The organism is Curvibacter sp. Hmag1.1 (assembly GCF_059769165.1).
Map to the genome: position 1 here is coordinate 2,538,541 of NZ_JBMBGX010000002.1, position 12,236 is coordinate 2,550,776.

The window sequence follows — 12,236 nt, forward strand, 5'->3', positions numbered from 1 at the left end:
GTAGGTGCTTCCTTTGCACCTCAGCTACAAAGCGCCAAGACACTCGCGTTTTCCCTGAGTATTTTTGCCAAGCAAGCGCTTGCTGAAAATAGATGAGGCTGGTATGGTCGACACATGACCCCTACCGAGACCCTGCCTGCCGCGCCTGCTGAAGATGCCGCCCCACCCGAGGCCAAACGCCCGCGTGGCCGCCCCCGCAAAACCGAAGACGAGCGCGATGACGGCAACCGCCGCCACGAGCTGCTCAAAGCTGCAGCCCAGCTCTTCCGCCGCCAAGGGTTCGCCGCTACCACCACCCGCGACATCGCCAACGCGGCTGGCATGCAAAGCGGCTCGCCGTTCTACCACTTCAAAAGCAAAGACGCGCTCTTGTTCGCCGTCATGGAGGCGGGCATGCATTCGGCGCTGGCCAACCAGCAGCGTGTGCTGGGCGATGCCGCCTATGCCGCACTGAGTCCGGCCGACAAACTGCGCCGCCTCGTCCATGCGCACTTTGAGGTGCTGCTCGGGCCGGGTAATGACTTCGTGCCGGTCATGCTGTACGAGTGGCGCTCCTTGCAGCGCCCGCAGCGCAGGGTTCTGCACAAACTGATTGCCGACTACGAGGCCCTGTGGATGCCGGTGCTGCAAGCCTTGCAGGACAGCGGCCAGCTCAAGGCGCCGGTGGGCGTGGCCCGCCTGCTGATTCTGGGCGCGCTCAACTGGTCGGTGCAATGGTTCGACCCCGCTAAAGGGGCCACGGTAGAAGCGCTCGGCGAACACGCCGTGGCCATGTTCATTCAGGAGGTGTGATGCATTACGGTTCTGTCTTCGCTCCCGGCTTGTTCGCCGGCAAAGTGGTGGTGATTACCGGAGGCGGCTCCGGCATTGGCCGCTGCACAGCCCATGAGCTGGCGGCCTTGGGCGCCACCGTGGCGCTCATAGGCCGCAAGCCCGAAAAGCTCGAAAAAGCTGCCACTGAGATCACCGAGGACGGCGGCAACGTCAGCCAGCATGTGTGCGACATCCGCAATGAAGACGCAGTCAAGGCCTGCGTGGCTGCCATCGTGGCGCAACACGGCCGCATTGACGGCCTGGTGAACAACGCTGGCGGTCAGTACATGACGCCGCTGGAAGCCATCAGCGCCAAGGGCTGGGAGGCGGTCATCAACACCAACCTGACCGGCGGCTTTTTGATGGCACGCGAGTGCTTCAGCCAAAGCATGAGCAAGCATGGCGGCGCCATCGTCAACATCGTGGCCGACATGTGGGGCTCCATGCCCGGCATGGGCCATAGCGGCGCAGCGCGCGCCGGCATGGTGAGCTTTACCGAGACTGCAGCCACCGAATGGGCAGGCCGTGGGGTGCGGGTGAACGCCGTCGCGCCGGGCTACATCGCCTCCAGCGGCATGGACCACTATCCGCCCGAAATGGGCCCCATGCTGCGCGAAATGGCCAAGACCGTACCCTTGGGCCGCTTTGGCACCGAGGCAGAAACCTCCGCCGGCATTGTGTTTTTGCTGAGCCCTGCAGCGGCGTTCATCAGCGGCACCACGTTGCGTATTGACGGTGCACGACCCCAAGTGCGCATGGGCTGGCCCATGCGCGTGGCGGACGAAAAGGCGCAAGCCCGCGATGCCATCAAGCCCTTCAACGGCTTTCACCGCGCCAGCACGCCCAAGGTGTTTCAGTCATGAGCGCGCTCCCTGAGTCGGCGCAGGAGTTCGGCCCCGAGGATGTGGCTGCCGTGGAAGACGCGGCGCGCCGCTTCATCCAGACCGAGGTAGCCCCGTATCTGGCGGACTGGGAAGAGGCAGGGGAGTTCCCCCGCAGCCTGTACCAGCGCGCTGCCGATCTGGGGTGGCTGGGGCTGGGTTACCCGGAGCGCTTTGGCGGCACACCGGCACCTTGGGCACTGCGCAACGCGCTCACGATTGCGCTCGCCCGCAGCGGGGGCAGCGGCGGCCTGATGGCAAGTCTGTTCAGCCTCAACATCGGTTTGCCGCCGGTGCTGCGCCATGGCTCTGCGGCCCTGCAGCAGCAGGTGGTGCCCGATGTGCTGGCCGGCCGCAAGATTGCCGCGCTGGCGATTACCGAGCCCGGTGGTGGCACCGATGTATCGGCACTCAAAACCACCGCCCGCTTGGAGGGCAACGAGTACGTGGTGGATGGTGAAAAAACCTTCATCACCTCCGGCATGCGCGCTGACTGGATCACGGTGGCAGTGCGCACCGACCTGAAGAACAAAGGCCAGAAATCGGGAGCAGGTGGCATCTCCATGCTCATGGTGCCCGGCGATGCGCCCGGCCTGTCGCGCAGCCCTCTCCAAAAAATGGGCTGGCATTGCTCGGACACCGCGCAGCTGCGCTTTGACGGCGTGCGGGTGCCCGTCTCCAACCTCGTGGGCGAGGAGGGGGCGGGTTTCAAGATCATCCTGACCAACTTCAATGGCGAGCGCCTGTCCATGGCAGCCATGGCGCTGGGCTTTGCGGAGTGCTGTTACGACGAAGCCTTGAGCTGGGCCCAGCAGCGCAAAACCTTTGGCACCGCGCTGATTGATCACCAAGTGATCCGCCACAAGTTCATGGACATGAAGATGCGCATTGAGTCCACCCGAGCGTGGCTGCATGCGGTGGCCGCCCGGGCGGACGCCGGTGACCGCGGCGACAAAAGTGCCAAAGGTGCAGAGTGGGTGGCACAGGTGTGCCTGCTCAAAAACCATGCGACGCAGACCATGCAGTTCTGCGCCGACCAGGGCGTGCAGATTCTGGGTGGCATGGGCTTTATGCGGGGCACGGCCTGCGAGCGCATTTACCGCGAAGTGAAGGTGATGATGATCGGCGGCGGCGCTGAGGAAATCATGAAAGAGTTGGCAAGCCGTCAGCTCGGCCTGTGAGAATGCGGCATGCCTAAAACCCCCCATGCAGAGCCAGCCGCAGCGCCCATCGTTTTTGAGCCAGAGTTCATCGAAGGCCTGACCCGCATCTTTGAAGTGAGCATCGTCTTCAACCAGATGCTGGGCTTGAAGATCACCTCCATCACCCCCGACAAAGTGAAGGCCCGCATTGCCATGCGCCCAGAGCTGGTGGGGCACTATGCCTACAACCGCATACACGGCGGCGTGATCAGCGCGGGGCTGGATGCCATGGGCGGCTTGGCGGTGATGGCGGCCATAGGCGCCCGCCACATGGACGAGGCGCCTTCGCAGCGCCTGCACCGCTTTGCCAAGCTGGGCACTATCGATTTGCGGGTGGACTACCTGCGCCCCGGCATCGGCGAGCAGTTCGAGCTACACGCCGAGGTGATGCGCCTTGGCTCACGCGTCGCGTCTACCCGCATGGAGTTTCTGGGCGCGGATGGCAAGCTCCTGTCCACCGGGTCTGCGGCTTACATCGTTTCTTGATCCGCTATATTTTTAGAAGCTGCTCGCGCATATTCCATGAGCGCTAGGGGTGTAAATGGTCAATAAGTTCGCCAGCTGTGAAGCTTGTTTGATTCATGGGTCGCGCAAGTGGCTTGAGTCTGGATTTACGATTTAGGGACTGTGTGAGGTGAACGCCTGATCTGTAGCGTGAACAGTCCGTCACAAAAACACCCGATTGGGGGATGTTCAATCTGGTTCTGAGGCGCAAAAATTATGAAATCAGTGGCTCACTCCATTACTTACAAAGTGCGGGGTTTGTCGGAATTTTTATACCTGTACAAACGCACATGAATACTTCGGAAATTGAGACTGCGAAAGGCTTTCCTGCGCAATTGGCGCCCAGTTTATCCCGCAGCCTCCAGAATATCCCGCAGGTTTTGCGGCATACATTACGTTAGGCGTCATCATGACCCTCGACGAACTACTCCTGCGATGGATTCCATATCGTCTCCAGGCCATCGAGACGCTTCTCTTCGCGTGGAAGTGGCTGGACGAAGGGGGGCACCCTCGCTCTGTTCAAGTTGTGGAGAACGGCCGAGTTCGATTGAACTGCAACGCGGCCGCGGTCGCCAACCCAATGATCGAAGCAGGCCTGATCCATGCCAGAGCTCTACTTGAGTTCATGGGTCTGTGTGCAAGCGGGGGAAAGCTCTCGCAGATCCAAACGCGGCGGAAAGACGATGTAGCGATCGAGCACTTCTCTTCAGTGAAGGGACCTCTTGGAAAGGTCGAACCATCGGCGGCGATAGCGACGTATGCCGGACCACCTGACGAAGCAGAGAAAGCGCTGCTATCGATCTTTGAGTTCGCCAACAAGGGTATGGCGCACCTAACAACCCAGGCAACCATCTCTCAATACACCGACGCCCACCTTGAGATTGCCTGCCGAGGCATTCCGGTTCTTCTGCAGAACAACCTGTACACGAGGCTCGGCATGCCGGTGCCCCCGCCGCCTGAGGCAAAACCGTAAGTTGACGCCTAACCCTTCGCTCGAGCGGAACTCCACCGGCATGGCACTTGGCCCGCGAGGCGCTCACTGTCATCATCCGCCTCGCGGGCCAAGCGCCATCCCGGCGTCGGCCCCTCAGCTCAAACGTTAAACATGAAAGTCCCATGCCCCTTCTGCCGATCACTCACGCTTGATAGACGAGCGGACGATCAGATTTGCAAGGTCTGCTTCTGGCATGACGATGGCCAGGCCGGCGATGAAGCAGAGCTGGTGTGGGGAGGGCCGAATGGTTCTTTGAGTCTCACCCAGGCGCGGGCCAACTACAAGGCTTTCGGTGCATGCGAAAAGAGGTTTCTCTCGAACGTCAGACCACCCAAACCGTAAGAGGTGCGCAATGATTAACTGGTTGGCCAAGCGGCGACCACCTTCGGCGTCGCCCTGCCTTCAGAGTTAACGACTGCTTTCAGCCTGTAGCTGCCTCAAAACATCTCAACAATTCAGCCAAATCCAATCCGCCATGAGAAAGGCCACCCGAAGGTGGCCTTTCTCATGGGTAGCTGACGGTGCTTACTTTTTGGCAGGCGCGTCGCTCACGTACTCAGACATGACCTTCCACTTGCCATCGGTAATCTGGGACAGACGGGATGCGCCGCTGCCTAGACGCTTGGTGGCGGTGAAGGTTTGGACCGGTGCACCGAACATGTCTGCCGGAATGGTCATGCTGTCCATGACCTTGATGTACGAATCCGTGGTCAGGTTCTTGCCGGCCTTGTTGGCTGCCGAGGCAAAGGTGTTGATGATCATGTAGCCGTAGACCGAGAAGACGGTGGGGTCCTCATTGAACTTGGTCTTGTACTTGTTGGCCCAGAAGCGGATGCTGGGGGTCTGCTCATCGGTGTAGGGGTTCTGCACGGTCATGGTGGCGTAGAGGCCGTCCATGGCTTTGCCGCCGATCTTGTGGATCAGGTCGGTATAGGCAGCGCTGGAGCCGATGAAGGTGGGGTTGTAGCCCAGCTTGCGAGCGGTGCCGATGGCGCCGATGGTTTCGCGGATGATGGTGCCCAGCACCACAAAGTCGCAACCGCTAGCCTGCATTTTGGAGACCTGGGACGAGAAGTCGGTGGCTCCACGCTTGTAGGAGGTCTTCTCGGCGAATTCCATGCCGATGGTCTTCAAGCCGTCTTCACCACCCTTGAGCACTTCTAGGCCGAAGTCGTCATCCTGGTACAAGGTGCAGACCTTTTTGGCGCCTTTTTCCTTCACCAGTTTGGGTACGGCCAGGCGCATCTGGTCGTAGTAGGGGGCGGCAAACGAGTACTTGAGCTTGTGGAAGGGCTCATACATTTCGCGGGCGGCGGTGATCGGGAAGAAGTTGATCACGTTCTTCTCGAACTGCACCGGCATGGCCGCCATGTTCTGGGCAGTGCCGATGTGGCCAACCATCATGAAAATCTTGTCCTGGTTGACCAGCTTCTGGGCAGCGAGCACGGCCTTTTTGGGGTCGTAGCCGGAGTCTTCCACCAGCAGTTTCAGCTTGCGGCCATTGACGCCGCCTTGCTCATTGATTTCGTCCACCGCCAGCAGCATGCCGGCGCGGGCCTGTTTGCCGAAGCCGGCCAAGGGACCGGAGAGGTCCTGGATGGAGCCCAGCAGGATTTCGTCTTTGCTCACGCCTTGTTGGGCGCTGGCAAATGTCGCGGTCAGGGCCAGGGTGCCCAGTGCGATAGCGGTACGCAGTTTCATGGTTGTGTCTCCTCGTTGGTTCTCTTTGCAAAAGGGGGCAGCAGGGCTGCTATCGGTACATGGCCTCTATCCGGGCTTCGTATTTCTTCTCCACCAGCTTGCGTTTGAGCTTCATGGTGGGGGTGAGTTCCTCGTCTTCCGCGGTGAGCTGGTTTTCCAGCAGGAAGAATTTTTTGATTTGTTCGACACGCGCAAACTTTTTGTTCACCCGGTCCAGCTCGGCCTGGATCAGAGCCTGCACCTCTGGTGCGCGGGTGAGGGATGCGTAGTTGCTGAATGGCACGTCCGCATCTTGGGCAAACTTTTCCACGTTCTCCTGGTCGATCATGATGATCACCGTCAGGTAGGGGCGTTTGTCGCCGATGACCACTGCGTCGGTGATGTAGGGCGAGAACTTCAGGTCGTTTTCCAGCTCGCTGGGCGTGATGTTCTTGCCGCCTGCCGTGATGATGATGTCCTTCATCCGGTCGGTGATGCGGAAGTAGCCGTCCTCGTCCACCACGCCCACATCGCCGGTGTGCAGCCAGCCATCAGGGGTGATGGTTTCTGCGGTCTTCTCAGGCAGGTTCAGGTAGCCGGCAAACACGTTCTTGCCGCGCACCATGATCTCGCCAGTGGCCGGGTCCAGCTTGACCTCATTGAAGCTGGCCGCAGGGCCGATGGAGCCGGGCTTGATCTTGTTGACGGGCACGCCAGTGGACGCACCACAGGTTTCCGTCATGCCCCAGACCTCCAGCATGGGCAAGCCCAAGGCCAGATACCAGCGCACCAGGTCGGGCGAGATGGGCGCTGCACCCGTGATCAAGAAGCGCGAGCGGTGGATGCCGATCAGCTTGCGCACATTGTTCAGTGCCAGCACCTGGGCCAGCTTGAACTGCAGTTTCAGAGACGCTTCGACAGGCTGGCCCGCCAGCACTTTGTCGGCGATCCGGGTGCCCACGTTAATGCCCCAGCCGTACACGAACTGCTGGAACTTGCCGGACTCTTTGAGCGCAATCATCACGCTGGAGTAAAACTTCTCCCACACCCGTGGCACGGCGGTGAACACGGTGGGGGCAATCTCCCGTACGTTTTCGGGGATGGTTTCCGGGTTCTCCACGAAGTTAAGCTTGGCGCCGGTATAGAGCGAGAAGTACTCGCCGCCCAGCCGCTCGGCAATGTGGCACAGCGGCAGAAAGCACATGCGCTCGTCGCTGGCGTCCTGGGCGATCAGGGTGTTGTACCCGCGCACTGAATACACAATGCCCTGGTGCAAATGCATGGCGCCCTTGGGCTTGCCCGTGGTGCCGGAGGTGTAGACCAGAATGGCCAGGTCTTCGGGTTTGCAGTTGGCGCTGCGTTGGGGCACGGCGTTGGGGTTGGCTGCGTTGTAGGTGCGGCCCAGAGCCCGAAGGGCGTCGAGGCTGAGAACGTCAGGGTCATCCAGCCCGCGCAGGCCTTCCATGTCCATGACGATGATTTTTTGCAACTTGCTGCACTGCGCGCGCACTTCCAGCGCCTTGTCGAGTTGCTCGTCGTCTTCGACAAACAGGAAGCGGGTGCCGGAGTCCTCGCACAGGTACTGCACTTGGCTGGGTGCATCAGTGGGGTAAATGCCGTTGGACACACCACCGGCCGACAGCACGGCCAAGTCTGCCCACACCCACTCCACCACGGTGTTGGCCAGGATTGATGCAGTGTGGCCTTGCTCAAAGCCCAGACTGATCAGACCGCCGGCGATTTCGCGCACGGCGTCGCCTGTTTGGTTCCATGTCCAGCTGCGCCACAGGCCCAGGTGTTTCTGGCGCAGCCAGATGTCGGGGCCGCGGGCGGCCACGGCGTTCCAGAACATGGCCGGAATCGTCTCTCCCGCCATGGCGATGCCACTTTGTGGCTGGATGTCGCTGGTATCCCACAGTCCGTTCATGCTGCTATCTCCAGTTTTTCTTCTTTTTCCAACGACGTTCCCCACGCACTCCGTCCTCCTTCATGCCAAGGTAAAACTCTTTGATGTCGTCTTTTTCGCGCAGGTTGGCGCAGGTGTCTTCCATGACGATGCGGCCGTTCTCCAGCACATAGCCGTAGTCCGAGGCATTGAGCGCCATGTTGGCGTTTTGCTCCACCAGCAGGATGGTGGTGCCGCGCTCGCGGTTGATGCGCACCACGATCTCAAAAATCTCTTTGGTGAGCTTCGGGCTCAGACCCAGGCTGGGCTCGTCCAGCAGGATGAGGTCGGGGTCTGCCATGAGCGCACGGCTGATCGCCAGCATCTGCTGCTGTCCGCCAGAAAGCAAACCGGCATCCTGCGCGGCGCGTTCTTTCAGGATGGGGAAGTAGCCATACACGGTCGCCAGGTCCTTGGCGACGCCATCGCGGTCTGCGCGGGTGAAGGCACCCATGAGCAGGTTGTCATGCACGCTGAGCAGAGGGAACACCTCGCGCCCTTCGGGTACATGGCTCAGGCCTTCCTGCACGATGTAGGCCGGATCGCGGGCCGTGATGTCCTGCCCCTTGAACTCCACCGAGCCTTTGCGCGGATCGATGATGCCGGAGATGGTTTTCAAAATGGTGGTCTTGCCCGCGCCGTTGGAGCCCAACACGGTGGCAATCTCGCCGCGGCGCACTTGCAAACTCACTCCCCGGATGGCCTTGATGGGGCCGTAGGAGCTCTCGACGTTGAGCAGCTTGAGCACAGGCTGGTCGCTGATGGGGGGCGGCAATGTGCTCATGCGGCCTCCCGGGTAGGTTGGCGACGCAGGGACGACACATCATCAATAGAGCCCAGATAGGCTTCCACCACGGCGGGGTCGGTTTGCACTTCCCGCGGGCTGCCCATGGCCAGCACTTCGCCCTGGTTCATGGCCAGCACACGGTCCGAGACTTTGGAGACAAGACTCATGTCGTGTTCCACCATCAGCACCGTAATGCCCAGCTCGTTTTTGATGTCCTGGATCCAGAAAGCCATGTCGTCGGTTTCTTCCACATTCAAGCCGCTGGACGGCTCGTCAAGCAGCAGCAGCTTGGGTTCGGTGCACAGGGCTCGTGCCATCTCTACCACCTTGCGCACGCCGTAGGGCAGGCCTGCCACCAGCGAGTCGCGGTAGTGCTGCAGGTCAAGGAACTCAATCACTTCCTCGGCTTTTTCACGGGCCTCGAGTTCAGCCTCGCGAACGGCGGGAGTGAACAGCAGGTCTTGCCACAGCGAGGTTTTGCGGTGCGTGTGGCGGCCGATCAGCAGGTTGTGCAGCACGCTGGCGTGCTCGAACAGCTCAATGTTCTGGAAGGTGCGCGCAATGCCCAGTGAGGCCACGTTTTGCGGGGCCTGTTCGGTGAGCTGCAGCGGACCCTGCGGGCCCAAATAGGTGATGCTTCCGGTAGTGGGCGTGTAGATGCGGCTGATCAGGTTGAACACCGTGGTCTTGCCGGCACCATTGGGCCCGATGAGGGTGAAGACCTCACCTTGCTTGACATCGAAGCTGACTTTGTTGACCGCCAGCACGCCGCCGAAGCGCACGCTCAGGTCTTTGGCCGAGAGAAGTGTGTCGGAGTTCATTTCAACCGGTCCGATTTCTGGAAGGATTTCTGCCGCTTGAACATGCCCTTGCGGTAGAACGGGAACATCTGCAAATAGGTGCGCACCTTGAGCCAGCGGCCATAGAGGCCCATGGGCTCAAATAGCACGAAGGCGATCAGTACAGAGCCATAAATCACGCTCTTGAGGCCTGGAGCCTGTCCGATGAACTCGGGTAAAAATTCTTTGCCGGCCGAAATGCCCTGCGGCAGGATGATGAGGAAGATGGCACCCAGAAACACCCCGTGCACCGAGCCCAGGCCGCCGATCACAATCATCAGCAGCAAGTCGATCGACTGCAGCAGGTTGAACTGGTCGGGCGAGATGAAGCGCAGGTTGTGGGCATACAAGGCCCCGGCCATGCCTGCCAATGCGGCTGAGATGGAGAACGAGAGTGTCTTGTAGTACGCCAGATGGATGCCCATGCTCTGCGCCGAAATTTCGGAGTCGCGGATGGCCACAAAAGCCCGGCCTGTCGGGGAGCGCAGCAGGTTCAGAATGCCCAGCGTGCACAACACGGTTACCGTGAGGCACACGAAGTAGAAGCCTTGGCCGCTGCCCAGTTCGTAACCAGCCATTTTGATCACGCCGACCGCTTTACCCGCGTTTCCGCCAGTGACCGATTCCCAGCGGGCAAACACTTCTTCAATGATGAAGCCGAAGGACAAAGTGGCCATACCCAGATAAATGCCCTTGAGCCGCAGCGCTGGCAAGCCCACGACGATGCCCATGAGCGCTGACAGGGTGCCTGAGAGGGCCAGCGACACCACAAAGGGAACGCCGGCATTGGTGAAGTAAGCCTGTGCATAGGCGCCAACACCCAGGAAGGCGGCATGCCCCAGCGAGAACTGGCCGGTAAAGCCGGCAAGCAGCATCAGCCCGAGGCCCGCAATGGCGTAGATCAGCACCAGGTTCAATTGGGCCAGGCTGTACTCGGTGAGCAGCCATGGAGCGGCCACCAGCAGTACCACCAGTGCGCTGTACCAGAACACATGGCCGCCATGCTTGGCGAGGTTGATGTCCTGAGCGTAATCGGTCTTGAATATGAAACGCATCAGACTTTCTTCCGCAATTTTTCGCCGAACAAACCGTTGGGTTTGACCATCAGCATGACGAGCACCACCACGTAGGCGGCTGTGTCCTTGAATCCATCAGGCGGGTAGAAGCCGGCAAACGACTCCACCAGGCCGATCACCAGCCCGCCCACAATCGCACCGGGCAGGCTGCCGAAGCCGCCCACCACCGCAGCAGGGAAGGCCTTGAGGCCGATAAAGCCCATGTTGGCGTGCACAAAGGTAATGGGCGCGAGCAGGATGCCGGCAATCGCAGCAACCGCAGCCGCAAGGCCCCAGGCCAAACCATTGAGTCGCTGGACAGGGATGCCCATGTAGTAGGCCGCCAGCTGGTTCTGTGAAGCTGCCTGCATGGCGATGCCCAGCTTGGTGTAGCGGAACAGCGCAAACAATAGCACGCACAGCACGCCGGTGGCGCCGATGATGACGAGGTGCTCTACGTTGAGCACCAAGGCGCCAATGCCCATTTCATTGCCGCCGAACTTCAGGATTTCGTCCTTGTAGGGCACAGGCAAGGCGTTGGTGTCGGTGCCGATGCCGGGGATCATGGTGATCAGGCCGCGCGCCACATAACCAATGCCGATGGTGAGCATCACGATCGAGAAAGCAGGCTGCCCCAAAATTGGGCGAATGACCAGGCGCTCCAGCAACACGCCGAAGATGGCCATGCCCAAAATCGCGCTGGGTACGGCAATCCAGTAGGGTATGCCCAGCATGGTCATGCCCACCAGTCCGCCGAAGGCGCCCAGCATCATTAGTTCGCCTTGGGCGAAGCTCACGGTTTCGGTGGCTTTGTAGATCAATACAAAGCCGAGCGCGATCAGGCCGTAGATGCACCCCTGTGCCACGCCGCTGATCAGCAATTGAAGGAACTGCACGTTGTCTCCTTGGTAAGTGCAGTCCGGTTATAGCGTTGTGTCCCCCAATCACCGATAGGGTTCCCACTGATCTCGTAGACCCTAGGAAGTCCCCTCAAGTCTGCAGGGCATCTGCAGTGCAGGCTTGAAGTGTTTTGGTGCTCTGGCGCCCATGGAGTGTGCGCGAGTAGCTATCAAAAAAATAGCGCTATTCGTTGGTTTTTGGTATGGGGCGGGGGCGTCCCTGGTCGTCAATCGCGACATAGGTGAGTGACGCCTCGGTGACTTTGGTGTACTGCCCTTGTGAGCGGTAACGCTCGGCATACACCTCGACTTTGACGGTGATGGAGGTGCGACCGATGCGGCTGACTTTGCTGAAGAAACTCAGAATGTCGCCCACCCGCACCGGTTGCTTGAAGATGAACTCGTTCACCGCCACCGTGGCCATACGCCCTTGGGTGTATCGCGCGGGCAGCACCGAGCCGGCCAGGTCGACCTGGGCCATGACCCAGCCGCCGAAGATGTCGCCGTTGGCATTGCAGTCGCCCGGCATGGGGATGACTTTGAGAACCAGCTCCTGGTCGGTAGGCAATTGAACGTGGCTGGAACTTGAAACGGTAGACATGGGCACAATCCTGAACTGAAACTATTCCGAATTGTC

General features: G+C 60.3%; 13 protein-coding genes. 6 read left to right on the plus strand and 7 right to left on the minus strand.

The annotated features are described in order from the left end of the window. Positions 1-114 precede the first annotated feature (114 nt). The 6 genes from ACOAP0_RS12650 (at position 115) to ACOAP0_RS12675 (ending at position 4,736) form a co-directional block, all read left to right on the plus strand. On the plus strand, positions 115-792 hold the full coding sequence (locus tag ACOAP0_RS12650; RefSeq protein ID WP_498376687.1) for a TetR/AcrR family transcriptional regulator: 678 nt from the start codon (positions 115-117) through the stop codon (positions 790-792). Beyond that, complete coding sequence (locus ACOAP0_RS12655) at positions 792-1,676, plus strand: SDR family oxidoreductase (RefSeq protein WP_313879017.1); 885 nt, start codon at positions 792-794, stop codon at positions 1,674-1,676. The genes ACOAP0_RS12650 and ACOAP0_RS12655 overlap by 1 nt, the downstream gene beginning before the upstream one ends. Continuing rightward, entirely contained in the window at positions 1,673-2,875 is a 1,203-nt protein-coding gene (locus ACOAP0_RS12660) for an acyl-CoA dehydrogenase family protein (RefSeq protein WP_498376688.1), read from the plus strand. The genes ACOAP0_RS12655 and ACOAP0_RS12660 overlap by 4 nt, the downstream gene beginning before the upstream one ends. A gap of 9 nt (positions 2,876-2,884) precedes the next feature. Then, on the plus strand, positions 2,885-3,382 hold the full coding sequence (locus ACOAP0_RS12665) for a thioesterase family protein (protein ID WP_481873650.1): 498 nt from the start codon (positions 2,885-2,887) through the stop codon (positions 3,380-3,382). A 427-nt stretch (positions 3,383-3,809) separates the two neighbouring features. Beyond that, on the plus strand, positions 3,810-4,373 hold the full coding sequence (locus tag ACOAP0_RS12670; protein ID WP_498376689.1) for a hypothetical protein: 564 nt from the start codon (positions 3,810-3,812) through the stop codon (positions 4,371-4,373). 132 nt (positions 4,374-4,505) lie between these two features. Continuing rightward, positions 4,506-4,736, plus strand: coding sequence for a CPCC family cysteine-rich protein (locus ACOAP0_RS12675; RefSeq protein ID WP_498376690.1), 231 nt, complete (start codon positions 4,506-4,508; stop codon positions 4,734-4,736). A 183-nt stretch (positions 4,737-4,919) separates the two neighbouring features. Here ACOAP0_RS12675 and ACOAP0_RS12680 read toward each other — a convergent pair whose 3' ends face one another. From ACOAP0_RS12680 to ACOAP0_RS12710, 7 genes are all read right to left on the minus strand, one after another. Further along, a complete protein-coding gene (locus tag ACOAP0_RS12680; protein ID WP_087496244.1) occupies positions 4,920-6,095 on the minus strand; it encodes an ABC transporter substrate-binding protein in 1,176 nt (391 codons plus the stop codon). Between the two features lie 49 nt (positions 6,096-6,144). Further along, positions 6,145-8,001, minus strand: coding sequence for an AMP-dependent synthetase/ligase (locus ACOAP0_RS12685; protein WP_498376691.1), 1,857 nt, complete (start codon positions 7,999-8,001; stop codon positions 6,145-6,147). Between the two features lie 4 nt (positions 8,002-8,005). Then, complete coding sequence (locus tag ACOAP0_RS12690; protein WP_313868587.1) at positions 8,006-8,803, minus strand: ABC transporter ATP-binding protein; 798 nt, start codon at positions 8,801-8,803, stop codon at positions 8,006-8,008. Beyond that, positions 8,800-9,627: an ABC transporter ATP-binding protein gene (locus ACOAP0_RS12695; RefSeq protein WP_498376693.1), complete on the minus strand. Its 828-nt coding sequence runs from the start codon at positions 9,625-9,627 to the stop codon at positions 8,800-8,802. Before ACOAP0_RS12695 ends, ACOAP0_RS12690 begins: the two co-directional genes overlap by 4 nt. Beyond that, the gene (locus ACOAP0_RS12700; protein ID WP_087496248.1) at positions 9,624-10,700 is read right to left on the minus strand and encodes a branched-chain amino acid ABC transporter permease; all 1,077 of its coding nucleotides are present in this window, start codon (positions 10,698-10,700) and stop codon (positions 9,624-9,626) included. The genes ACOAP0_RS12695 and ACOAP0_RS12700 overlap by 4 nt, the downstream gene beginning before the upstream one ends. Beyond that, positions 10,700-11,596: a branched-chain amino acid ABC transporter permease gene (locus tag ACOAP0_RS12705; RefSeq protein ID WP_498391427.1), complete on the minus strand. Its 897-nt coding sequence runs from the start codon at positions 11,594-11,596 to the stop codon at positions 10,700-10,702. Before ACOAP0_RS12705 ends, ACOAP0_RS12700 begins: the two co-directional genes overlap by 1 nt. Before the next feature lie 187 nt (positions 11,597-11,783). After that, positions 11,784-12,200, minus strand: coding sequence for an acyl-CoA thioesterase (locus ACOAP0_RS12710; protein ID WP_313868591.1), 417 nt, complete (start codon positions 12,198-12,200; stop codon positions 11,784-11,786). Positions 12,201-12,236 lie beyond the last annotated feature (36 nt).